We start from the raw sequence: 24,772 nt of genomic DNA, 5'->3' as shown, positions 1-24,772 counted from the left end.
CCCGCTATTTGCGGATATTCACGGATACGACCGCGGACCGCCCGTCTTCCATGCTCTACCGCTTCCTCCTCACCATTCTGCCCACCCCGGCCCTGGCCGCCGAGGTGGAGCACCTGCGCACCGCGCTCCACGCCCGCATCGGCTCCTTCAGCGGCCGCCACAACCCGCCCCAGATCACCCTCTGCTTCCTGGACCTGCCCGCGGCGCATGAGCCCGCCATCATGGATGCCATTGCCAGAGGCGTGACCGGTCAACCGGGCTTCACCTTGCACTACCACGTCATTACGCACTTCCCGGACAAGCGCACCATCTATATCGATCCGGTGGAGAAGGAGGGCATCGCCACCGTGCGCACGCCCATTCTCGAGGCCCTCAAGTCGGACCCCAGGTTGCACACGGCCGTGCGCGAGACCGATCACCCGCACCTGACCCTCGCGGCCGGACTGAAACCCCACCAGTTCGATGCGGCCTGGGATCTGCTCGCGCCGCACACGCACACCAGCACGGAGCGCGTGACCGAGGTCGTGTTGCTCAAGCGGGTCTTGCTGCCCGGTGAGCGTTACATACAGGTGCGGAGCTTTCTGCTGGCCCCAAGCTGAGTAGCAGCCACCGTGGAACTTATTTCCTCCGTTGCCGCTTGTTGTTCTTGATCGCCTGCGGGCGCTTCGGCGGCAGGAAATTGCTCCCCGACACCACTGGCCTTCCGGTCTTTTCTTCCAACTCCAGCCGCGCCTTCTTCGCGATGCCGCCGCCTTTCCTCGCGGCCACCTTGTTCTTCGGCATGCCCACGGCCTGCTCGGTCTCCGCGATCTGCCGCGTGCTCATCTCGGCCAGTGCCGTGAAGATCAGCTCGGCTTCTGTCATATGATCGCGGAGGTTCTGGGTCTTCAGGCCCTTGATCGCCTTGTGGTCCTTCACCGTCACGTCGCTCCACTCCTGATGAATGATGTTCGTAAGGATGGCGAACTCGTCGCCTTCCTTCACGCCATGGTTCTTCCAGTAGTCGGTGAGCTTATTCCGCGTCTCCTGACCCATCATGCGCTGCTGGATCCACTTCTCGCTGCGGCCGTGCTTGCGCCAGAGTTCGCGGGCTCGGTCCAGACCGAGGCTCGGGTCGGCCATCTCTTGCATGCGCTCATAACCCACCTTCGCCAACCAGAGTTTGATGGGTTCGGCCTTCGGGCTGGGTATCGATTGGATGAGCCGAAGAAGAGTGTCCGCTGTAGCAACATCCGACAGGTAGCTCTTACCGTCGGCAGCTTGCAATTTCAGTCGGTTACATTTTGTAACCGACTGGCTGCCTTCCTTTGCCAGCCTGCCTTTCAGCACTTTCCAATAGTTGCGCGCCGCTTGGAAGTCAGGTTGCTGGATCAGGGCCTGGATGACATCGACAACGGAGAACCACCACGTCTCCGTGGCTTCATCGTAGAGTCTGCGAATGTGGTGCTGTTCAAACAGGGTGGAGGAGGGAAGCAGGGCGCTCATGTTCGTTGTGGATGACGGCTTACTCGTCAACCTGCATTGGACAACATACTACAGGAACGTGAATGCCCAGCGTCTCACTCCACCAGCCCTTCGATCCACTTCACCATTTCCTTTTCATCCACGATGCTCCACGCATGCGGGTGCCGGTTGCCGTGCTGCACGCCGCGCCCTTCGGTGGTGATGTACTCCGCCCGCGCATTCCCCGCCGCCACCAGTGTATCGTGGATGCGCTTCATGCTGTAGGCGTTCAGCTCCTCGTAGCTGTCGTCGCGGTTGGTGCGCCACCAGGCCGTGTCCGGCTCGGTGTAGAAGCGGATGGGCAGGTCCTTCAGCGGCGCCACGCTCGCGGACGAGTTGAGCAGGGGAGCGGCGCGCTCGTAGTTGGCCAGGCTGTCCGCGGGTGAGCCAAGGGCGCTGTCCAGGAACGCGATCAGGTAGCGCGCTTCGTCCTTGTATTCGGGGAAGCTGCTCTTCGCCAGGTCTCGCTTCGAGCATTCGTACAGGTGCACCAGGTCCAGCGGACTGTCCACGGCGAACACGCCTTTCAATTGCACCGGCGGCTCGGCCGACCGCAGCAGCGCCTTCGCCAGCAGCACGCTCACGTTACCGCCAGAGGAGAAGCCGCCGATGACCGTGTTCGAGGCATCCACCCCGTGCTCCTTCACCGCGCCCGCGATCGAGCCGATCACCTCCTGCTGTTCGGCCTCGCTCATCAGGATGTGCCGGTTGAAGTTCAGCATCAGCACCGCGATGCCGTTCGCAGCGGCCGTGTCCGCGATGCGCGACTCCGCCCGGGTGTCCGCCGCATCGCAGGGGAAGCAGGGGAAGAGGATCAGCAGGGCTTTCTGACCTGTCGGGAGCAGGAGGTCGTAGGAGGGGGTGTGGATCTCGCGGGGCGCGTTCTGCTGATCGGGAGCGGGCGTTTGACAGCCAAGCAATGATCCGCATATCAAAGCGCGAAAGGTGTGAGAAAGCGCGCTCATATTCTCAATGGGTAGCGGCTTCTTCGTCAACGCGCATTGGACAACGTACGGACAGGCTGCCGGGCTTGAGCAATGCGGAGGTCGTGGATTTCATCGGCCCATTCCGTTTAATGCTTGAGCAGAAGTCCCGCGTTATCCTTCCAATCGGTGGGGAGATTCTTGGAATGACCCTGCACATAAGCTTTCAGCATGGCCGGGAAATCTCGCCTCTCGTCAAGCCCTAAAGCTTGAAGACAGAGAGCCACGGATGGATGCTCTACTTTAAGCCAATTGACTTCGAGAGCATCTACTCGGTCGATGACATCGACCGCTTGTTCTTCCACCTCGCTCTTCAGAAGGGGATCAAGGACGAGCAGAGGACCTTTTGGGTAGTGCAAGCGGTAGGCGTTGAGGATAGCGGACCCGCTTAGGGGGACAAGGAGCATGTTGCTGAATCCACTAATACCGCCTCCATATGTTAGATACCCTGAACTCTTCTGGGCTCTGATATGGTCCTGAAGAGATTGGTCGTAGCAACCTTGAATGTCGGGAGAATTGCCAGTCGATATTTGCGCGCGAAGGGTGAAGCCTCCACAGAGGGCGGCTTTCATCAAGGCTGTCGCGATTGCGATAGGTCTGTCAAGCTTCTTTGAGAGCACGCCGCTCAACTGATGAATCAGAAATCCATCCCCGCCATATTGAACGGCTTGGATGCTCTGAACGGCCTCCACGTTTGAAGCGAGCAGCTTATGAATAATTGAGGTCAGTTGCGCCATCGGCATGCAGCCATGCGCGGCGAACAAGTCTGCGAAACCCTCGATGTCGACGTAGATCGCCCATTCATGAACGGTGACTGGTCTATATGTTTCGGTGAACGCGCGCATAGCGATGACTACTCTGGTTCAGGAATCTCTTTCTCGAATGGGAATTCACGCGAGTAGAACTTCTTGAAGTAGACCCACTTCGCGTGCAAGCCGTACTTCATTGAGAGAATGGTGTACAGGATAATGCTCGGAGAAAGCATGCCGAACAGTCCCAGCTTGCCTAACAGGACGATTCCAGCACGCATGTACATGCCGTGGTATAGTTCGAGGCCGATTGTTGCGATGCCGAAGGCCCATAGTGTGAAGTTGTGCCCTACTGATAAGTAGAACAACAGTCTCGCTCGCGCGGCTGGAACGAACCAGTTGAGAATACCGACAAATAGATCTGCTGATAGCGCTAAGGCGGCGATTCGCTTTAACGAGATTGGTTCATACAGCGTCGAATAGATGATTCCAAGGCAGAACGTGATGAAGAGAACCTTTCCCGGGAGTTGAAACCATAGTTCGACCTCTGTCTTTTCGGAAGGTGAGAGGTAAGGGTTGTCAAGGCGATAAGTCCTCGCGGTTGCCCATCTTGTCGATTCGCGTTCGATGTAGTCGCGCTTCGTCTGGTCTTTGGAGTTGCTCATAACGGTTGGTACTGAGTCTGGATTCGCGTGACGGATTGGAGCGAAAAGCCCGCAAGCCCTGTAATCAGGGCGCGGACTTGCAGCGGAAAGCCGGACCCCGGCTGCATTTGAGCCGGGGGCACGCCCTCACAAGCATTCACATCATCTGATCGTCTGATCATCTGATCTTCTGATCCTAGTTCAACAACTCAAACACACTCGCCGCCCCCTGCCCCGTCCCCACACACATCGTCACCACCCCGTACTTCTGCTTCCTCCGCCGCATCTCATTGAACAGCTGCACGCTCAGCTTCGCCCCCGTGCATCCCAGCGGATGCCCCAGCGCGATCGCGCCGCCGTTCACGTTCACGATCTCCGGATCGATGCCCAGCTCGCGCACCACCGCCAGCGATTGGCTCGCGAAGGCCTCGTTCAGCTCGAAGAGCCCGATGTCGCTCAGCTTCAGCCCGGCCTTCTCCAGCGCCTTCGGCACCGCCGCCACCGGACCGATGCCCATGATGCGCGGCGCCACGCCGGCCACGTGGTAGGAGAGGAGGCGCGCGATCGGCTTCACGTTCAATTGCTTCAGCATGCGCTCGCTCACCACCAGCACGAAGGCCGCGCCGTCGCTGGTCTGGCTGCTGTTGCCGGCCGTCACGCTGCCCTTCGCATCGAACACGGGCTTCAGCTTCGCCAGCGCCTCCAGGTTGCTCGCGCGCGGACCTTCATCGGTGTCCACCACGTACTTCTCCACCTGGCGCTTCTCCTTCGCGTCCAGGTACACGCGCTCCACGGTGTAGGGCACGATGTCGTCGGTGAAACGCCCGGCGGCGATGGCGGCCAGCGCCTTCTCGTGGCTGCGCAGGCTGAAGGCGTCCTGGTCCTCGCGGCTCACCTTGAAGTCGCGCGCCACGGCCTCGGCGGTGAGGCCCATGCCCCAGTAGTACGTGGGGTTCGCCTTGCCCACCTTGGCGTTCGGCACGATGCGCCAGCCGCCGAAGGGGATCGGGCTCATGCACTCCACGCCGCCCGCCACGATCACGTCGGCCTGCCCGCTGTGGATCTTGGCCGCCGCAATGGCGATGGTCTCGCTGCCGCTGCTGCAGTAGCGGTTAACCGTCATGCCCGGCACCTTGTCCGTGTTCAGGCCCATCAGGCTGATCATGCGGCCGATGTTCAGGCCCTGCTCGGCCTCGGGCGTGGCGTTGCCCACGATCACATCGTCGATGCGGTCGATGTCCAGGTTGGGCACGCTGGCCACCAGGTGCTTCACCACACCGGCGGCGAGGTCGTCAGGACGGGTAAAACGGAATTTGCCGCGGGTGCCTTTCCTACTGCGCTTCGGAAACCGGCGATGATGTATGCGTTCATGTTGGTTGTCTTATGTCCTATGCCGGACTGACTGTTGCTTGATGTGTGTTCGGCGTGCCCCTCGGCCAAGTGCGCCTCGGGTCGCGCTCTGCGCTGTACTCCTCGGGCTGATTACAGCCCTGCGGGGTGCCGCTTCGATCGCTCACGCGGAATGCGGTACTGCTTTGGACTGATGTTGTTGCTGTGAGTCTATCTTTTCCGCAAATCTGATAGCCATGGCAGTTGATACGAGACCACGGAAGCGCTGGCGTGTCACAGCTCGCTCTCCTCAGCGTGCGGGTGATGATGAGAACGAGACTAGAACCGTGAAGAGCACAACGCGGGATAAAGCGGCTGCGGCTATGTTGAGGTATTGTGGACAGTTCCGCAGGGAAGTAGGCGATGTCAACGACTACGAAATTGTCCGGGTGCGTTGCATCAGCAAGTGAACCACTACGTTGAAGCACTTCGCGTATTTGAGTGGTCATGCTCATCACTTCTTGTCGAAGATGTAGTCGCGATGGAACTGAAGGAACATCTCTCTGCTTTGCACAGGAAGTCGCGGGTACGAACGACCATGTTCTAGGCCAAGGCGCTCAATGTTCTTCTTGGAAAGGGACTTCGCGATCAGCATTCGTTTGTTGTCTTCGAACGTGATCAGTCCTTTGTCGAAGAGTTGGTCAACTGTGGGGCTTAGGATGAAGCCATTGCGAACATCCAGCCGTTCAGCGTTGTCGCATACTGCCCATGGTTTGATGTGACTGGCGTTCAACAAACGAGCATCATCAACTCCGGTGATCGGGCAAGAGGAAAGGGACAGCAGCAGCTTCTTGCGGAACCGTTCCTGACCAATTCGGATGCTCAGCAGAATGTCCTTTGTCGTGACGGATGGCTTGTCCTCATCAAGGACTTGGTTCCTCTCGTCATAGTCGAACAAACTCACCACGCCAGTGTCAAGCATCTTGAACGAACGGCCATTTCGGATCTCACGATAGAGTACTCCTCTGATGCCCGCCTTCCACTCTTGTGAGCGCTGAGCATCTGGGTAGTACCGCGAGATCTGGCTATAGATGATCTCCCATGTCGCGACACCGTGGTTGTCTTCAAGGACGCGTCGTATGGCTTCCGCCTTGGTCATTGAAACGCTTGGAGAATCGTTCTCATTGGGTTGTTGCGATGTATGCTTGGCCCGGATGCCGCGTGTCTGGATATTGGGGTGCCAGTTCACCAGCTTGGACCATTTTGTAGACAAGGCGACGAAGCCCGTTCGCCCCCACCTTTAGGGTTGCGGCTAAGTCCTGTACCGTTCGATACTGGCCCTTGGTTTCTGTGAGAATGGATTGCCGCAGTTGGTAGGTCCGATTCCACTCGCCAGCCACTTTGGAGCTTGGTTGTCCGGGCTTGGCACCATCTCGACCTGGTGCTTTTCGTGCCAAGCTTTTCCCTTGATTGTCAGGTCCTAATTCCGTTGTGCTTGGCACGGATTGGCCGGTTTGTGCCAAGCTCTTGTCCCTTGGAGGGGCAGTGGGTAGACGATAGGTGGTCCAACGCCGTTTGTTGTCGGAAGAATGCACCCTAACCAGACTGCTCGAACCGATGTCCGAATAGGTCCGGATAATGTCCGGATTCACTGGGAGGGCTGTGCAAGCGAGTTCAATTCCTTGGCATTGAGTGAAATGTGAGTGGAGCTGTGGCCCTTGTGCGTATTCTCGGGGTAACGCATTTAGGCCATGTCCCGACTTGTCCGGTTCTTGTCCGGATAGCAGGTGGTGGCAATATGAGGCGACCCCACTCATCGCTCTTGGTTGCGCAGGTAAACGGTCGAAGGTCCTTTTCCCACACGTTGGATCCTACCCTGTGTCATCAGTTCTTGAAGATCGCGACGCAATTGACGCTCGGTCACCTCGGCGACCCGTGCCAGTTCACCGATGGAGTAGTGCCTACCCAGCACCATGTGATCGAGGATGACCTTTTCGCGCGGGCTTGTCTTCGGTTGTTCCCAGGTCTTGGACAGGTACATGGTCAGCTGGAGAATGCCGTCCTTCATTCTCCAAGTGGGCGCCTTCGCTTTCGCCTCTTTACAGGCCCGAATGATCGCTGGGATGCCCGAGCCCATCTGCTCCATGTACCCACGGAAGAGGAACACATTGGCGATCGAAGGATTGACCAATCGCGAAATATGCCCTTGCTGAGCGTCCACTTCCGTCCAGTTCTCTGGCAGGTCAGCTGGATTCACGAAAACCAGGCGATCGGAATGGATCTCAATGGCAACGCTGCCTGTTGACCGTTCGTAATCCCGGTGCACCAGGGCGTTCACCAAGGCTTCCCGCAACGCGAACGGCGGATATGCGGGAATATCGATGCGCTGGGTGTGGTCCGGAGCGAACCCGATCCGGTCCGGAACTAGCCGCTTAAGTACAGATAGCGCTTCATTGAGCGATTTGATCGCAGGTCCCGAAAAAGCCATCCGGCGGGAGGGCTTGTTACTACCGGTGTATTCCACCAGACGGATGTCAAGGTGCGGCGCCCAACGCAGTGGGTCCTCCGCGAAAAGCACGACACAGCCGTTCGTCAATTGTGCTCCTTTCGAGAGCTGCAACCGTGCAAGCAGGTCACTGGTATCTTCCGGGACGGACAAGCCGAACCGATTACTGCGCATCATATCAGCTTTGGCACGCTGTATTTCGTTGGTGTCGCAATGACCCAACTCGAAACCCGGCATTGCCTCCTGCTCCCAACGAAGGAGAGCAGTAGCAGAACGCTGTAGCATGGCACTGGTCTCATCCTGGGTCGCGCGCATTTCCATGCCGCCGAGCCGTACGTACACATCTGATCCGTATCGATAGGGCTTGGAAGCACCCTCAGCCACTTCCACCAGCACCACTTCCTTGTCCCCTATCACTTCGGTCCGCACAAGGAAGACGGGTCTTGGCCGTATGGACCCGGCTAACGTTCTCGTCAATTCCTCGGCACGCTCCTTCGCTTCCTTCACTCCTTCCACTTTCCCATCCTGGGCTACGCCCCAGATCACGGACCCACCGCGTTGGTTGATCAGCGCACATGCGGAGGCCGCGATGCGCTCCAAGCTGCGTCCGGAGCCCGCAAATACCGTGGTTTCGGATTCTCCACGGGCGATCAGGTCTTGAAGCGGGCTCTTCATTTCTTCAGTCGTTTCATGACCTCCTCACTGGACAGCTTGGGCAAGTGCTTCTGCAGTACTTCACGGTATCGGCGGAACTGAGCGTTCACGAACAAGCGCGCGTCTTCTGGTTCAGCGTACGGCTGCACCCAATTGCCCTTGCGTTTACCCACTTCAGTGATGTCGTGCCGCATGGCCAACTCATAGAGGTCGATGACTTTCAGATCAGAAAGCAGGGTCGTGGATCTATAGGTCATTCCTGCTTTCAATGCGAAATGATCTTCGACATCCGTGTTACGATACTGGTCCAGAAGCTGGCGCGCCAGTGCTACATGCTCATGCACCAGGAACCATCGCGGTATGCCGCGCTCGATGGCACGAATGGCTTCCCGGTGGGTGATCGAGAGGTCGTCCTTCTTCTCTTTTCCCGAACCATAGCGCGGAAAGATGATGCCCAAGAACAGATCGCATTCCTCCACAGCTTTCAGGCAGCTGTCCATGGCCGATACCTGCGGATCCACTGGAACGGTGCCCCTATGCGACATCAACACCTCATACCCGTAACCTTCGAGGTCCGCGTAGATCGCTTCAAGCAAGTTCTCTTGCCCATACACCGAAGAAGAGACCAAGACCTTCGGCTTGGCCTTAGGCGTTGCAGCTCTGGTGGATCGCTTCTTCGCACTCATGGCTTTGGTACTACCCCAAAGTTCATCTTCATGCAACGTAATGGAAGTTCACGATTCAGTTTGAGCGTTTGCAGCGGAAGGCCCGCAGCGCATGCATTCGACCCGCCGAACGGCGGGGTCGCAGCCGGTGTTCGGCCGGCCTGCGGGGTGCCGCTTCGATCGCTCACGTGGTGAGCGTTTGGCGATTGATTATGTTGATTATTCACCACCACGGCTCTAGAGTGTCACGAAAGATCTTGGCAGAAGGAACTGAGAGGAGATCATTCTCCAATTCGAAGGGGTCTCGAGAATGTGTCTCGAACTGTTCGGTGAGATCAACTAGGTCGCCGTATAGAGGAGTCTTTACTCTCTTGTAAGGCTTGTTGTACCCACCCTCAACACGTTCAGATCCGTCAGGTTCGAACCAATTTGAGACTTCTATATAGCGCTCTGCTTTGCCAAAGTGGACCGGCTGTAATTGCGTGCCATAGCCTCGCAGCCAATAGTAGACTCTCCCATAGTATATGGTATGAAGGAACCGTTCGAAAAGCCTTGGTCGAAATGTGGTGGTGCCTAAATCCTCGGTGAGAGGTACGACCCAGAGGATAAATGCGCCGCGCTTGGTATACTGCTCGGTCCTGTGGAGAATCGTGTTGATGGGAAGCGTGCTTGCCTGAACTTCGATTACTACAGCTTTGTTGTTGCCAATTCTCCCACTGATGTCCGGTTCAACCTTCGTGTAGCCTTTGCTGGTATCAGCATTCAAATCCTTTCTTTCGAGTGACCAACTTCCGGAGGGGAATTTCTTTTGTAATACCGCCACCATTTCGTCCTTGCATGCAAGGTGAAGGTCACTTTCTCGACTGGCGGTTGGACTCAGTCGTGCTTTGTATGCGAAGTGATCCCGAGCTTCTATGCACTTCCGGACGATAAGCTCTTCATAAGTGTCAGGGCAGTAGAATGGCCCTTCGCTCTTGTTGGTGTGGGCGGCATGAACAACCCTGTTGTCCGCGCATCGCCTCGCGGTTAGTTTGATGCTGTCGTATTCCTCGAAGCTCATGTGATACCAACGATTAGGTCAGTTCGCCTTGATAGAATCAAAGACGCCCAAGTATCTGAAGAAGAGGTCCTCAGTCGTATTCGTCGTAGATAGGTCGGTGGGAATTGAGTGAAGATCGAAGAAGAACTTGCAGCATAGGCTTCCCAAGTACCAGATGTAGTCTTGCGAAGAAGGGTCTTGAAGGCTAAGCTGTGAGATGGAGTAGTGAATACGATTGTCTACATCAGGATGCACTATCTGTGTTACAGATTTCGGGTTTCTCAGGATGAAGAGCATCATACTGTGAGCCAGAACGATAGCAACGCCTTTGTGAAGCTTGTACTGTTCGCTGTCGCTTGCCTTGTCAATGATGCTCTCAAAGGCTACAATGTCAGCTTCTGTTTCAATCCTCTTCCAGAGGGCGATTTCTTCCGCCTTGAGTTCGGATAAAGGCTTACCGAACAGATTTTTCAGTGCGGCGCAATGTTCGTTTGTTAGATGAGCGTATTCATGAAAAAGACTATAGACGACAATGTCTTGAAACAAGCCATTGACCTTTTCGGCATACCACTTCTCTGTAGGATTATTGTGCCTTTCGGGATTGGGTAGAGAAAGGTCCCAATCAGAGTAGGAGTCTTTAAGTGAGACGGCCCATTCGAACAATTGCCTAGCTCTCTGCAACAGCTGTGTGTCATACTTTATCATGCCTGAGAAGCATCCCGAAATCATACGCTTTTGAACACCTTCTTCATAGATGATCAATAACGAGTAGGTCATTGCCCAGACGAAACCGAGGTATGTCTCTTGGAGGTGAATCTCCTGTGAACCACAATCTGCATAAGGCGATTTGACCGGTGCCTTTTCAATGTGCCACTTGATTCCGGGCTTCACATCTCCTTTAAGTACTGAGGCCGTAAGAGACATTAGTGTATGGTCCCGTACATTCTCAAAGTGAGCAATGACGTTATGCGCCATTACACGGACGGGGAAATTGCCAGGGTGCGTTGACGGTGAGAAGGAAGCATTGCTCATGGTTGTCCTAAATGGTGATAGTTAGGCTAATGTACTTTGAGTTGTGCGTGACGGATTGGAGCGGAAAGCCCGCAAGCCCTGTAATCAGGGCGCGGACTTGCAGCGGAAAGCCGGACCCCGCCTGCATTTGAGGCGGGGGCACGCCCCAGTAACCACTATGCTGCACCGCTCTCATCAGTTCCGAAGCACTTTGCCCGAGGTGATGATCGACTGCAACCGCTCCAACGTCTTCCGCTGCATGCACAACTCCACAAAAGCCTTCCGCTCCAGGTCCAGCAGGTATTGCTCGCTCACCTCGGTGGCTTCCGACAAGTCACCCCCGCACATCACGTAGCCCAGCTTCTCGCTGATCAGCGCATCGTGTTGGCTGATGTAATTGCCGCTGAGCATGCTGTTGGCGCCCACGTACACGATGCCGAGGCCTTCCTGACCGAGCACCTTGATGTCCTTGCGCGGCGCGGGCTTGGTGTAGCCCTTGTTCCAGAGGTCCAGCGCGCATTGTTTGGCGTAGGCCAGCTGGTGGGCGCGGCTGACAATGACCTCGTCCTGACCACGACGCAAGTAGCCTAACGTGAATGCCTCGTGCCCGCTGGTGGCCACCTTGGCCTGGCCGATGGTGAGGAAGCGCTCGCGCATGGCGTTGATGCGGATGTCGCCCTCCTTCAGCTCGTCGGCGAGGCGCAGGGCGAACTCCTTGGTGCCGCCGCCGCCGGGGATCACGCCCACGCCGAATTCCACAAGGCCCATGTAGGTCTCGGCGTGCGCCACCACCTTGTCCGCGTGCAGGCAGAGCTCCGTGCCGCCGCCAAGTGTCAGTTGGTGCGGGGCCGCCACCACGGGGATGCTGCTGTAGCGCATGCGCATCATGGTGTTCTGGAAGGTGCGCACGGCCATCTCCAGGTCGTCGTACTCCTGCTCCACGGCCATCATGAAGATCATGCCCACGTTGGCGCCCGCGCTGAAATTGGCGCCGTCGTTGTACACCACCAGGCCCTTTGCCCCTTGCTCGGCGAGGTCGATGGCCTTGTTGAGGCCCTGGATCACCTCCGCGCCGATGGTGTTCATCTTGCTCGTCCAGCTCACGCTCAGGATGCCGTCGCCGAGGTGACGCACCGTGGCGGCGCTGTTCTTCCACACCATACTGCTTTCGGGCAGGTCGCTGAGCACGATGGTGCCTTCCGCGCGCGGCACCGACTTGTAGCTCTTGCTGGGGATGTCGTAGTACAGCCGCTTGCCGCCTTCGGTTTTATAGAAGCCGGTGTGACCCGCGGCCAACATCTCATCCACCCAAGTGGCGATCGCTGGCGCGCCGCACTTTCCCATTTCAGCTTTCACATTTCCTATTTCAATGGCATCCCACGCCTCAAAGGGGCCCAGCTCCCAGCCGAAGCCCGCGCGCATGGCGTCGTCGATCTTGTACAACGCATCAGTGATCTCGGGGATCCGGTGGCTCACGTAGGCGAAGAGCCCGTGGAAACTCTTGCGGTAGAACTCGCCGGCCTTGTCGGTGCCGTTGTAGAGCAGCGCGGTGCGCTTGCGGAGATCGTCCTCCTTCTTCGCGGCATCCAGCGTGGCGCCCGCCGTACGGCGGGTCACCTGCGGACGGTACTCGAGCGTCTTCAGGTCGAGGGCGAGGATGTCGCCTTTCGGAGATGAACGGTCCTTGAAGAAGAAGCCCTTGCCGGTCTTGCTGCCGAGCATGTTCTTCTCCACCATCTGTTGCAGGTAGCCGGGGATGGCGAAGAGGGCGTTCTGCTCGTCGTTGGGGCAGTTGTCCTTCACGCCTTGGGCAACTTTCACGAGCGTGTCGAGGCCCACCACGTCGGCCGTGCGGAAGGTGGCGCTCTTCGGGCGGCCCAGCACGGGACCGGTCAGGCGGTCCACTTCCTCCACGGTGAGGCCCATCTCCTCCACCAGGTGGAAGAGGCCCATGATGCCGAACACGCCGATGCGATTGGCGATGAAGGCGGGCGTGTCCTGGCAGCGCACGGTGACCTTGCCGAGGATCCGCTGGCCGTAGTCCTCCAGGAAGTCGAGCACCGCGGGATCGGTATCCGGACCGGGGATCAGCTCCAGCAGCGGCAGGTAGCGCGGCGGGTTGAAGAAGTGCGTGCCGCAGAAGTGTTTGCGGAAGTCGTCGCTGCGGCCCGCGCTGATCGCGTTGATCGGGATGCCGCTGGTGTTGGTGGTGATGAGGGTGCCGGGCGTGCGGTACTTCTCGACTTTCTCAAGTAGTTGCTGCTTGATGTCGAGCCGCTCGATCACCACCTCGATGATCCAATCGCAGTCCTTGATCTTGGCAAGGTCGTCGTCGAAGTTGCCGGTGCTGATGCGCTTCGCGAAGCGGGCATCGTACAGCGGCGCCGGACTGCTCTTGATCGCGGCGGCGAGGGCGTCGTTGACGATCTTGTTCTTGTCGCCACCTTCTTTCGGGGCGATGTCGAGCAGCAGCACTTCGGTGCCCGTGTTCGCGAAGTGGCAGGCGATGCGGCTGCCCATGACGCCGGAACCGAGAATGGCGACTTTGCGGATGTTTCGTTTGGTCATTGGTCGTTCAGTAATTCACCACAGAGGCACAGAGGGCACGGAGGAATGCAATTGATGTGCATCGGTATCCATCTCGTTTTTCTCTGTGTCCTCTGTGCCTCTGTGGTGAAGCATTTCAGAAGAGTTGTTCCTGTTCGAGTATCCTATCCAGCTCGTTCATCACCGTCCGGAAGTTGCTCAACTGCGCTGCGGTGAAACGCGATTGCACCGCCTGGTTGAATTTGATCACCGTGCTGCGGCTCACGTCGCGCATCTGCTTCCCTTTGGCGGTGAGGTGGATGCGTACCACTCGCTTGTCGGCCTTGTCGGCGATGCGCTTGATCAGGCCTTCCTCTTCCATGGCCTGCAGGGTGCGCACGAGGCTGCGGGCCTCCATGCCCATCTTCGGGCCGAGCTTGGTGCTGGGCGTGCCCTCCGGTTCAATGTTGAGCAGGATCTGCCCCACGGCCATACTGCCACCATACTTGGCGGCTTCGGTGTTGTAGATGCGGGAGATGCGGCTCCACACGCGGCGGATGGGAAAGTCGATCGTCTCTTCGGGCTTCATGCGGACTGGTACGCAAGGTAATCGGAAAAGGTATGCATGCATACTAACAACATGGGGTGGGAGATCGGCGTTCACCACAGTATCCGATCTTCGCGCCATGCGTCACACTGCTTTTCTTGTTCTGCTGTCCGTTGCAGCGCTCATTCCCGGTTGCCGGAAGGAGGACACCCCGGTCAGCACCCCGACACCAAGCGGGCCACGGCTCATCCTGAAGTTCGCCTTCGACAGCACGCAGGTGCGGCTCGACGAACTGGGACAACCGGAGCCGACACTGCCCGCCGGTCACGCGGCCCAGCACCCGCGGTTCAATGCGATGAGCGCGCACTACGTGGAGTTCGCGCCCACGGCGTGGACCCTGCCGGGACAAGGCAGCGTGGTGTATCACGCCCCGGAGACCAGCGCAGGTGGGGATGTGGCGATCGATTTCGCGCAGAGCGTGCTGGCCGGGCAGGGTGAGGTCTTCCTCAATGTGCCCTTGAGCACCCTGACGCCCGGGGCCTACCCGTGGATCCGGGTGTCGCTCGGTTACCAGAACTACCCGATCGACTTCCGTTACACGGACACGGTGTTCGGGCTGGGAGCGATGGACCTCACCGGCACGGTGGCGTCGTTCATCGGATTCAACACCTACATCGGCACCTTCGCGGTGGATCAGCAGACGCTGACGGTGAACGACGACCGGCCGCAGGGCTTCTGGGCCTTCGAGGTGAACGACCCGCTCGTACCCACCCCGGTGATCTCCGGACAGGCCCCGGGCACCACGGTGGTGAACCCGCTCTTCGCCACCTCGCCGATCCCGGGCAATTCGTGCCTGGTGACGGGTGGATTCGCGCAGCCGTTGGTGATCACGGGTCAGGAGACCGAGGACGTGGTGATCACGGTGTCGCTGAGCACCAACAACAGCTTCGAGTGGATCGACAACGGGGATGGCCACTACGAGCCGCTCGCCGGCGACCTGGTGGTGGACATGGGCATCCGCGGGCTGATCCCTATCGTGGAGTGACCGCGCTGCGGCGCTGGTACACGCGCACGTGCTCCACATCGAAGCTTGTGTCCTCCGGCCAGGGTTCGGCCCGCTTCGGACCGTTGCAGAAGCCCTTGGGCTCGCTCACCGCCAGGTCGAGGATGATGTTGAGCCCATCCTCGGCGCGTGGGAAGTAGGGCGCGGTGTGGTGGTCGCCGGTCGCTCGGCCGCACGCGGGCAGGGGCCGCCCGCGCTGATCCACGAAGCGGCCCCGGTACTGCACCAACTCCCCGTTGATGAACCAGCTGATGCCGTCGCGCTCCCACTCCACCACGTAGTCATGGAAGTCGGCCGACAGGTCGGGCAGGCGCTTCTTTCCGTTGGTGGAGAACTTGGGCCGGCCCCAGCGGTGCAGCGCGCCCTTGAACAGACCGGGATGCTCGCCGCAGAACTCGAAGACGTCGATCTCCGTCTCGCCCCCAAAGCCCCAGAACGCAGGCCAAAGGCCGGTGCCCTTGGGGATTCGGCAGCGCACCTCGAAGCGACCGTAGGTGAAGCGCACATCGCCCACCGAGTGCACCATGCCACCCTCGTGCTCCTTGCGCCGGCCGTGCCACTCGCCCTCGCGCGCCCGCACGCCCAAGTGCAGCTGGCCACCGCTCACGGTCACCAGGTCGTCGCGGAAGATGGTGTTGCTGGTGCCCATCAGGCGGCAGCCGTCGCAGCGGTCGCTGCCATCATCGCTGTAGGGGAACCAGGTGCGCCAGGTGTCCGGGTCCAGCCGGTCGCCGTTGAACTCATCGCTGAACACCAACTGCCAGGCGCTGGTGTCGCAGCGTCCACCGTCATCGGCCTGCACAGGGCCCACGCGCTTCTCGAGTTTCGTCTGTGCGGTGGCGGTGCCGACCAGCAGCACGGCGGCCAGCAGGGGCAGAGCGTTCCTCATGGCGCGGGCGTCACGGCCCCCGATCCGGTGATGGTGGACGAGACCTTCGGCGTGCCGCGGTAGCGCACGTTGCCACTGCCCATGATGCGGGCATCCAGCATGTCCACCGCGGTGAGGGCCACATCGCCGCTGCCCATGATCTCCACATCCGCGCTGCCCGTGCTCAACTCCAGACCCTCCACGTTGCCGCTACCGGCGATGATCAGTTCAGCCTCGCCGGCCGTTCCGCTCAGCACCACATCACCGCTGCCCTGAATGTCCACCTTCAGCGTCCGCGCGCTCACCGGCACCGTGATGTCGCCACTGCCTTGGACGGTCACCTCGAAGCGCTCGCCCGCAAAGGCGCCACTGCAATTCACGTCTCCGGAGCCTTCCACACCGACCCGTTCCAACGTCGGCATGGTGATGCGCACCACCAGGTCCACGTCGCTCATGAAGCACTCGGTGGTGCGGACGTGCCATACCCCGGACTTCACATCGGTGTCCAGCAGGTCGAGCGCAGCGGCAGGGCCTTCGGCCTTCACCTGCTGCACCGGCCCTTGCAGGATCTCGACGTCGATGGAGCCTTCCGTGATCACCCCGTTGAAGGGGGCCACGGAGAGATCACGCGTCACCACAGGCCCCGGCGCGTCCACACAGTTCATGTTCCAGCAGCCCTGCACCAAGGGCAGGAAGATGAGCAAAGGGAGCAGGGGCTTTCGCATGGTTCAACGCATGAGTTGGAGGCTGCCTTCGTAGCGCACGCCGTTGAGGTCGATCACATAGAAGTAGGTGCCGACCACGGCGGGCTCACCGGCGAAGGTGCGCCCATCCCAGCGGGTGGCGTTGCCCAGGCTCTCCCACATCTTCTGGCCCCAGCGGTTGAAGATGCTCATCTGCAGGCAGCCGCCCAGTTCGGCGTCCGTGATCGGCGCGAACAGGTCGTTGTTGCCGTCGCCGTTCGGGGTGAAGATGTTGGGCACCGTGATGTCGGTGTGGTCGTCCAGCGTGCCGGCGGGATAGTTCTGGGTGATGGAGGCGGTGCAGCCCTGCGCATCGGTGATGGTGAGCGTCACAGTGAGATCGCCGCCATAGGGCAGCACGGGCGACGGCTGCGGTTCGGTGGAGATGGTGCCATCGCTGAAGGTCCATAGCCAGCTCACCGCGCCCTGGCTCAGGTCGGTGATGAAGGCGCGCAGCCCGTCGCAACGCGGCTCGAGCCGCACGGTGAAGGCGGCCTGCGCTTCACCCGCGATGGTCACCAGCACCTGGTCCTGCGCGGTGCACGTGTCGTTGGTCACCACCAGGGTATAGAGGGTGGTGGCCGTCGGGCTGGCATTGGGGTTGGCGGCCGTGGGGTCGTCCAGCCCGGCACCGGGCAGCCACAGGAAGGTGGAGCCCGGGATGGAGCTCGGCGCACCGCCGATCACCACCGCGTTGCCGAAGCAGGCCGTCTGGTCCGGTCCGGCGTCCACCGGCGGGTCGTCGTTCACCGTCACGGTCACCTGGTCGGTGCCGCTGCAGCCGGCCGCGTCGGTCACGGTCAGCGTGTAGATGGTGGTGCTGGACGGTGCCGCCAGCGGGCTCGCGCTCGTGGGGTCGTTCAACCCCGCGGTGGGCGACCAGCTATAGTCCGTGCCGCCCGATCCCTGCAGCTGCACATCGAAACCGGGGCATACCCACACATCGGGCCCTGCATCGGCAGTGGGCAGCGCCCCAACGCTCACGGTGACGTCATCGCTCGCGCTGCACTGGTTGGCGTCCGTCACCGTCAGGGTGTAGGTGATCGTGCCGGTGGGCGTGGCGATGGGATCCTCCGCCGTGGCGTCGCTCAGGCCGGTGGCCGGCGTCCACAGGAAGCTGCCCGTGCCGCTGCCATCGAGCTGCACGCTGGCGCCGGTGCAGATGGTGGTGTCCGTGCCCGCGCTCACCGCAGGCAGCGCGTTCACCGTCACCGTCACCGTATCGCTGTTCACGCAACCGTTGGGGCCCTGCACGCCCACGATGTAGGTGGTGGTGGCGCCCGGCTGTGCGGTGGGGTTGCCCACGTTGGGGTCGCTGAGGCCGGCACCCGGGCTCCACAGGATGGTGCTGCCCGGCGGCGCGGTGGGCGAACCGCCGAGGGTGGTGGTGGTGCCCGCGCAGATGGCGGCGTCCGCACCAGCGTCCACGACGGGGAGCGCGTTCACCGTCACCGTCACCGCATCACTGGCCACGCAGCCCTGTGCGTCGGTCACGGTGAGCGTGTAGGTCGTGGTGCCGGTGGGGAAGGCCAGCGGGTCGGCGACGTCGGTGGCGCTGAGCCCGGTGCCGGGTGACCAGCTGTAGTCCGGCCCGCCGCTGGCGTTCAGCTGCGCGGTATCGCCGATGCAGAGCGCGAGGTCAGCGCCCGCGTCCACCGGCGGGGCCAGCTCCGTCACGGTCACCGTGGCGCTCGTGTCCGGGCATCCGCCCTGCGCGGCGATGGTGAAGGTGTACACCCCGGGTCCATCCACGGCCGGATCGTACACGTCGACATGCAGTGCGTTGTTCGGATCGGACCACGTGCCCGAAGGGTCAGGGGTGCCGGTGAGCGAATCGGTGAGGGTGAAGGTGGTGCCGCTGCTGCAGAGGATGGCGCTGCCCGATCCGCCCGGATCAAGGGCTGCGGTTACGGTCACCACCACAGTGGCGGTGTCCTCATTGCATGGCGCTACGGCGGGCACGAAGTACTGGCACACCGATCCGCCGGGCCAGAGCTGCGGGTCGAAGATGCCGTTGAAGGGAACGCCGTTCGGATCGGTCCATACGCCGCCAGGGTCCGGTGTACCGCCCAGCGCGCCGAACAGGTCCACCGGAGCACCCGTGCTGCAGAGATCCAGGACGGCATCCGTTCCAGCGTCCGGAGCGACCACTTCGGTGATGGTCACGAAGGCGGTGTCGTTCACGCACGGGGCCTGTGCGTTCACCACATAGCTGAACACGCCACCGCCGCCGCCCGGGGTGTAGGTGGGCGAGGGGCTCCAGGTACCATTGGGGTCCGGGTTGCCACCCAGCAGCGTGAACAGGCTCAACGCCCCTCCGTCGCTGCACACCGAGGTGGCCGCGTTGGTGCCCGCGTTCACCGGCAGGTTCACCGTCACGGTCACACTGTCCGTCGCGCTGCATCCATTGCCGTCGGTCACCAGCACACTGTAGATGGTGCTGGTGCTTACTGTGGCCACGGGGTCCTCGGCGGTCGCATCATCCAACCCGGTGGCCGGGCTCCAGAGGTAGCCGGTGCCACCGCTGCCGTCGAGCTGCGCACTTCCGCCCAGGCACAAGGCCACATCCGGTCCGGCACTGGCGTTGGGCAGCGTGTTCACGAACACCGTCATGGTGTCGGAGGCCGTGCAGTTGTTCACGTCCTGCACCACCAGCACATAGGTCGTGGTGGTGGAGGGGAAGGCCAGCGGGTCGGCGATCGCATCGTTGCTCAGGCCGCTGTTGATCGGTGTCCACTGGAAGCTTACGGCCGTTGGTCCCGAAGCGAGCACCTGGCCCGTGTCGCCTGCACAGAGCGTCAGGTCGGGGCCGGCGCTCACCGGTGGTGCGGGCAGCACCTCCACATTCACCGTGTCGGTGTTGGTGCAGCCGTTCACATCGGTCACGACCACCGCGTAGGTCGTGTTCACCGTCGGCGAAGCGATCGGGGCGCCCAGCGTGGGATCGTTGAGGCCCGTGGAAGGGCTCCAGAGGTAGGTGGCCCCCGGCGGGCCGGTGGGCGAACCGGTGAGGGGGGTGCCCTCCAATGGACAGATCTGGCGATCGGGACCCGCATCGGCGAAAGGCAGGGCGTTGACGGTCACCAGCACCTGGTCCGTCACCGTGCAGCCCACGCTGTCGGTGAGGGTCACGCTGTAGTTGGTGGTGCTGGTGGGGAAGGCCAACGGGTCCTCCGCGGTGGCATCGCTCAGGCTGCCGGCCGGCGTCCACAGGAAGCTGCCCGTCCCGGTGGCGTTCAGTTGCACGGTGTCGCCCGTGCACAGCGCCACGTCAGGCCCGGCATCGAGCTGCGGCTGCGACACCAGCACGCGCACGGTGTCGGTGTTCGTGCAGCCACCGTTGTTCACCTGCACGATGTAGGTGGTGGTGCCGGACGGGAAGGCCTGCGGGTTGGCCGCACTGGTGCTTCCGAGCCCGGTGATGGGGCTCCACGCGAAGGTGCTGCCCGGCGGGCCTGTGGGGCTGCCCCCGATGGTCACCGTGTCGCCCGCGCAGATCACCGCATCGGGACCGGCGCTGGCCGTGGGAAGCGCGCCGATGATGACGTCCACGGTCAGCGGCGGGGCGGCACAGCCCAGGCTGTCGGTCACCACCACGCTCACCTGTCCGCTGCCCGGGGCGCCCCAGTCCACGGTGATGGCGTTGGTGCCGTTGCCGCCGGCCAGGGTGCCGCCGGTCACCGTCCACGCATAGCCGGCACCGGTACCCTGTGGCAGGCTGTAGGTCACTCCCGTCGCGTTGGTGCACACTTGGGCAGGACCGGTGATCGGACCCTGCGCCACGAAGGGAAGCACCTGCACCTGCACCACCACGTCGATGGTCAGCGGCGGGCAGCCGTTGTCCGTCACGCTCACGCTGAAGAGGTAGGGCTGGTCCTGTCCCTGGTCGCATGCCGTGGTCCAGCAGAACTGGGTGCCCACGGTACCGTCGCCTTCCACCGGACTGCCGATGGTGGCGGGCGGGTTCACCAGGTTGCCGTCGAAGATGGTGCCCGCGGCCTGCAGGAAGAGCGAGTCGCCGTCCGCGTCGTCGAAGGCGAGGTCGATGCACAACTGGTCGCCGGCCTGCACGGTGTAGCTGGCGGCGATGGGGGTGCTGGCGGCCGGGGTGGCGTTGGGCGGGCACGGGATCGATTGCAGCTGAAGGTCGCGGCGTGTGCGACCGATCAACTGGCCGTTGCGGAACTCCTTCACCTCCACGGCCACCACGTAGTTGCCCTGCAGCGGGGCCATGTAGCGGGTGAGGCCCGTGGCGCCGTTAATGAAGGCGTAGCCGCCGGCGCCGAAAGGCTGGGCCAGACTGAAGCCGGGGTTGTAGTTCACCTCGTTCACCGGCCAGGTGAGCGTGGCCGGCGGCGGGATGATGCCCCCGCCGAAGTTCTGCGAGTTGTAGGGGATCTCGAAGGAGAAGATGAGCTGATCGCCGTCGGGGTCGCTGGCCGTGTTCAGGAAAGTGGCGGTGTCGCCGATGCACAGGAAGGGCGTGGGCTGGCCCAGGAACACCGGGCTGGAGTTGTTCACCAGGGGCGGCGGCACGAACGCGTAGTAACCGATGCCCGTGCCGTTGGGGTTGTTCAGGTTGTCGATGTCCAGGTTGCGGCAGCACATGTGGTAATACAGGTGCAGGCCCCCGAAGTTGAGCGGCACGTCCACCTGCCCCACGAAGGTGCCCTTCACCGTGCAGAGGCCCTGGCCCACGGCGCAGTTGTCCGGAAGGTCCGGCTCGATCACCAGCGAGTCCGTCAGGAACACCGGGATGTCCTGCAGCTTGATCTTGTCGGCGTTGGGGTTCTGCGGGTCCTGCAGGTAGGCGCCCACGAAGAGCGGGGTGCCATAGTCCTCGCCCAGCACCTCGTACAGCGACTGGAAGTTGGAGTTCGGTCCGCAGTTGAGGTAGAACTCGAGGTACACCTGGTAGCGGTAGAGACCGCTGCCCGGCGATGTCTCGCCCTGGTACACATAGCCCAGGTTGCCGCCCACCAGGTGGGTGGCCTTCGCAGGGACCGTGGCGATCAGCACCACGGCCAGGGCGGCCAGGGCGCGGAGGAAGGTTCGCTTCATGCGCGGAAGGGATCAATGGTGCACCATCATCCGCCGTGTCCAACGACCGTCGGGTCCCTGCACCGTCAGGCTGTAGGTCCCCGGCGTCCAAGGGGCAGCATCAAAGGTGGCCACGCGCGCGCCCACGGGGAGGGCGCTCTCCGCCACAAGTTCCCCCAAGGCGTTGTTGATGGTGACGGTCCATCCGGCGCCCGCAGGACGCGCGAGGGCGAGGGTGAACGGTCCGTCCGTGGGCACCGGATGCACCGACCCGATCGGGTCCGCCGCTTCGCCGATGCCGGTGAACGAACAGTCCCAGGTGGCCACGAAGCCCGCCCAGGTGATGGGACCGTTGCTCGCCTCCTGCCGCACGCAGAGCGTAGGGCCCGTGGAGCTGATCACACCGCCGTTGGGCAGGGCGCCCAGCCCGTTGCCGGTCAGTTCGTAGAGCAGGGGCGCGTTCACGTCCGGACCATCGTAGACCGCCAGGTAGTCGAAGTTCTCCTCGAAGGCGAACTCCGTGAAGGTGAGCGTCACCACCTCCGCGCCCGGTGGGGCGATCGTCACCGGCGCACTGAAGCCCGGGCTGTAGTCGTCCGCCACACCGCCATCGTCCACCAGCACGCCCTGGCACTCGGTCACCGTCAGCAGACCGTTGTCGGGCACCTGCGTGGTGTCGCACAGGAAGCCTTCCACGTAGGTGATGTAGTTCGTCAGCGTCTGCGTGTTCGTGCCGTTCACGTTCTCCACCGTCAGGCTCACGGTGTAGATGCCGGGCGCGGTGTAGGTGTGCAGCGGGTCCTGGTCGGTGCTGGTGCCGCCATCGCCGAAGGTCCACTGCCAGCTGAAGGGCAGCCCGGCGCTCTGGTCGGTGAACTGCACCACACCGTCGCAGGTGCTGGTGGGGCTGGCGGTGAACAGCGCGGTGGGCGGCACGCTCACCGGTGTCACGATCACGCTGAAGTCCTCCACCTGGCCGAAGCTCGGCGCATCGCACGGACCGGTGAGCTCGCCCACCACATCGACCGCCACGCGCATGCGCAACGGCGTGTTGTATACGATGCCCTGTGGAACAGCCACCGAGCCCGAGGGGTCCGTCGCGCTCAGTTCGAAGAACACGAGCTCGCTGTTCGCGAAGGCGCCATCATCATCTAGGTCGATCCACACGTACACGTCCTGGTCCAGCAGGTCGTCCGTGTCGAACTGGATGGGCACCACGGTGCCTTCCTCCACCGTGGCCACGTTGCCGCAGGTGCGGTCCACGTAGCCCTCCACGCCGTCAGGGCTTGTGCTGGTGATGCCGGCGAACGTGAGCCCAAGCAGCCCGAACCCGCAGCAGTAGCCCTGCGTCTGAGGCGTGCACTGCGGCGGGTCCAACTGCCCGTTCAGGTCCACGGTCACCAGGTCCTGCAGCACCAGCGTGTCCTGCCCGTTGGCGTTGATGGCGATGAGCTGCACGGTGTAGGTGCCGCTGGCCGCATAGATGTGCTGAGGCGAGGCCAGGTTGCTGCCGTTGCCGTCGCCGAAATCCCAGGTCCAGCCCGTGGGCAGGTTGGCCGTGGCATCGCTGAACTGCACCGCCCCGTCGCAGGTGAACACGGGCGATGCCGTGAACGCCGCCACCGGAGGCGCCGTGTTCGCGATCACCACCAGGCCCAGGTCCTCGGCCTGCCCGAACTGCGGCGGGGTGCACGGGGCGATCAGCGGGGCCAAGTCGTAGTCGGTCATGACGCGCACCCGAAGGGGCACGTTCTGCGCGGCGGTCGAGGGCACCAGCAGGGTGGCGCTGCCTCCGGTGCCGCTGGCCACGGCCAGCACCACATCGCCCGCATCGAAGCTTCCGCTGTTGTCCCAGTCCACCCAGGCCTTCAGCTGGTGCCCCGCAATGGTGCCCGTCACCACCGTGAGCGTGAAGGTGGAGCCGGCCGCCACCGTGTCGATCACGCAGCTACGGTCCAGGTAGCCCCCGTCGCTCACCGCATCGCCCGAGGTCAGCACCACGTCGTTCATGGTCAAGCTGGTGATGCCGAAGCCGGCGATGGTGGGCGCGTTCGCCGGGGGACAGATGGCCTGCGGCACCGCGCCACTGGCGTTCACCGTCACCGCGCCGGGCACGGTCAGCGTGTCGCTGCCGAAGGCGTTGGTGACGATCAGCGTCACGTCGAACACACCGTCCACGGCATATGTGTGCAGCGGATCCTGCTCGGTGCTGGTGCTGTCGTCGCCGAAGTGCCATTCCCATGCGGTGGGCGCGAAGTCGGAACCGTCCGTGAACTGTACGCCTCCGGTGCAGGTGAAGGCGGGGCTGAAGCTGAAGTCGGCGACGGGCGGTGCCTCCAGCGGCACCCAGCCGAAGCGGAGGTCGGGCCGCTGATCGCTCGTGAGCAGGGTGCCGCCGTTGAAGGTGCACACGTTCGGGTTCGGCGTGGCCCGGTAGGTCACGCTGGTGAACCCCGTGGAGGTGCGGTACATGCTGCTGTTCTCCGTGGTGAAGCCGTTGGAGAAGCAGGTCTCCACCACCACGTTGCTCACACCGTCCCACACGAAGGGTGTGCTGAAGGGGTGCGTGTTCCATCCCGGCTGTGCCGTGTGGTCCTGGGGCCCCCACACCACGGTGGTGCCGGCCAGCCATTGGTTGGTCATCACCGTGGCCGCGGTGGCTCCGATGCGCACGGTGAAGTCCTGGAGCACGGTGGGGGAGGCGGTGGCCACGTGGAAGGCCAGGGACACGATGTCGCCCTCGCCCATGCCCGCCGCCGCAAGCTCACCGCCAAGCACCAGCAGCTGGTGGCGCGACCCGTTGGCCTGGTTGCCGTAGGGCGCGGGGTATTGGTTGGGGGCGTTGAAGGCCAGTCCCGTGCCGAGGTCGATGTCGATCTGGGCCATCAAGGGGCTCGTCAGA

17 protein-coding genes and 1 pseudogene are annotated in these 24,772 nt (G+C 62.0%); 2 read left to right on the top strand and 16 right to left on the bottom strand.

Translation table 11 applies throughout. The annotated features are described in order from the left end of the window. Positions 1-50 precede the first annotated feature (50 nt). The gene (locus IPJ87_10235; protein ID MBK7942231.1) at positions 51-599 is read left to right on the top strand and encodes a 2'-5' RNA ligase family protein; all 549 of its coding nucleotides are present in this window, start codon (positions 51-53) and stop codon (positions 597-599) included. A gap of 19 nt (positions 600-618) precedes the next feature. On the opposite strand, the gene IPJ87_10230 is transcribed toward IPJ87_10235, so the two are convergent. The 12 genes and pseudogenes from IPJ87_10230 to IPJ87_10175 all read right to left on the bottom strand — a co-directional run bounded on the left by IPJ87_10230 (position 619) and on the right by IPJ87_10175 (position 14,198). Beyond that, positions 619-1,485, bottom strand: a complete 867-nt coding sequence (locus IPJ87_10230) for a hypothetical protein (GenBank protein MBK7942230.1) — start codon at positions 1,483-1,485, stop codon at positions 619-621. 74 nt (positions 1,486-1,559) lie between these two features. Continuing rightward, positions 1,560-2,438 (bottom strand): hypothetical protein, encoded by an 879-nt coding sequence (locus IPJ87_10225; protein ID MBK7942229.1) that lies wholly within the window; start codon positions 2,436-2,438, stop codon positions 1,560-1,562. 137 nt (positions 2,439-2,575) lie between these two features. Beyond that, positions 2,576-3,331, bottom strand: coding sequence for a hypothetical protein (locus tag IPJ87_10220; GenBank protein MBK7942228.1), 756 nt, complete (start codon positions 3,329-3,331; stop codon positions 2,576-2,578). An 8-nt stretch (positions 3,332-3,339) separates the two neighbouring features. Further along, positions 3,340-3,900 carry a hypothetical protein gene (locus IPJ87_10215; GenBank protein ID MBK7942227.1) on the bottom strand — a complete coding sequence of 187 codons (561 nt, stop codon included), beginning with the start codon at positions 3,898-3,900 and terminating at the stop codon, positions 3,340-3,342. A gap of 175 nt (positions 3,901-4,075) precedes the next feature. Then, positions 4,076-5,250 (bottom strand): annotated as a pseudogene (locus tag IPJ87_10210) (acetyl-CoA C-acyltransferase). Positions 5,251-5,722: 472 nt separating this feature from the next. Next, positions 5,723-6,457 (bottom strand): HNH endonuclease, encoded by a 735-nt coding sequence (locus IPJ87_10205; protein ID MBK7942226.1) that lies wholly within the window; start codon positions 6,455-6,457, stop codon positions 5,723-5,725. Positions 6,458-7,021: 564 nt separating this feature from the next. Then, positions 7,022-8,389 carry a putative DNA binding domain-containing protein gene (locus tag IPJ87_10200; GenBank protein MBK7942225.1) on the bottom strand — a complete coding sequence of 456 codons (1,368 nt, stop codon included), beginning with the start codon at positions 8,387-8,389 and terminating at the stop codon, positions 7,022-7,024. Beyond that, the gene (locus IPJ87_10195; GenBank protein ID MBK7942224.1) at positions 8,386-9,054 is read right to left on the bottom strand and encodes a DUF4062 domain-containing protein; all 669 of its coding nucleotides are present in this window, start codon (positions 9,052-9,054) and stop codon (positions 8,386-8,388) included. The genes IPJ87_10200 and IPJ87_10195 overlap by 4 nt, the downstream gene beginning before the upstream one ends. A gap of 202 nt (positions 9,055-9,256) precedes the next feature. Continuing rightward, positions 9,257-10,093, bottom strand: coding sequence for a hypothetical protein (locus IPJ87_10190; protein MBK7942223.1), 837 nt, complete (start codon positions 10,091-10,093; stop codon positions 9,257-9,259). 18 nt (positions 10,094-10,111) lie between these two features. Next, the gene (locus IPJ87_10185; GenBank protein ID MBK7942222.1) at positions 10,112-11,104 is read right to left on the bottom strand and encodes a hypothetical protein; all 993 of its coding nucleotides are present in this window, start codon (positions 11,102-11,104) and stop codon (positions 10,112-10,114) included. 174 nt (positions 11,105-11,278) lie between these two features. Beyond that, entirely contained in the window at positions 11,279-13,651 is a 2,373-nt protein-coding gene (locus IPJ87_10180) for a 3-hydroxyacyl-CoA dehydrogenase/enoyl-CoA hydratase family protein (protein MBK7942221.1), read from the bottom strand. 115 nt (positions 13,652-13,766) lie between these two features. Further along, positions 13,767-14,198, bottom strand: a complete 432-nt coding sequence (locus IPJ87_10175; GenBank protein ID MBK7942220.1) for a winged helix DNA-binding protein — start codon at positions 14,196-14,198, stop codon at positions 13,767-13,769. Between the two features lie 97 nt (positions 14,199-14,295). Here IPJ87_10175 and IPJ87_10170 point away from each other — a divergent pair, with 97 nt between their 5' ends. Continuing rightward, the gene (locus tag IPJ87_10170) at positions 14,296-15,201 is read left to right on the top strand and encodes a hypothetical protein (GenBank protein MBK7942219.1); all 906 of its coding nucleotides are present in this window, start codon (positions 14,296-14,298) and stop codon (positions 15,199-15,201) included. Here the strand turns inward: IPJ87_10170 and IPJ87_10165 are convergent. The 4 genes from IPJ87_10165 to IPJ87_10150 are packed head-to-tail and all read right to left on the bottom strand — an operon-like array spanning position 15,188 to position 24,756. Beyond that, on the bottom strand, positions 15,188-16,108 hold the full coding sequence (locus tag IPJ87_10165; protein ID MBK7942218.1) for a glycoside hydrolase family 16 protein: 921 nt from the start codon (positions 16,106-16,108) through the stop codon (positions 15,188-15,190). The two genes, IPJ87_10170 and IPJ87_10165, sit on opposite strands and share 14 nt — an antisense overlap. Next, on the bottom strand, positions 16,105-16,812 hold the full coding sequence (locus tag IPJ87_10160) for a DUF2807 domain-containing protein (protein ID MBK7942217.1): 708 nt from the start codon (positions 16,810-16,812) through the stop codon (positions 16,105-16,107). The genes IPJ87_10165 and IPJ87_10160 overlap by 4 nt, the downstream gene beginning before the upstream one ends. Positions 16,813-16,815: 3 nt before the next feature. Next, the gene (locus IPJ87_10155) at positions 16,816-21,891 is read right to left on the bottom strand and encodes a gliding motility-associated C-terminal domain-containing protein (GenBank protein ID MBK7942216.1); all 5,076 of its coding nucleotides are present in this window, start codon (positions 21,889-21,891) and stop codon (positions 16,816-16,818) included. 12 nt (positions 21,892-21,903) lie between these two features. Continuing rightward, positions 21,904-24,756 (bottom strand): PKD domain-containing protein, encoded by a 2,853-nt coding sequence (locus IPJ87_10150; GenBank protein MBK7942215.1) that lies wholly within the window; start codon positions 24,754-24,756, stop codon positions 21,904-21,906. Between the last annotated feature and the right edge of the window lie 16 nt (positions 24,757-24,772).

It is taken from the genome of Flavobacteriales bacterium (assembly GCA_016713875.1).
GTDB lineage: Bacteria > Bacteroidota > Bacteroidia > Flavobacteriales_F > PHOS-HE28 > PHOS-HE28.
This window is presented reverse-complemented; position numbering and strand designations above follow the sequence as displayed.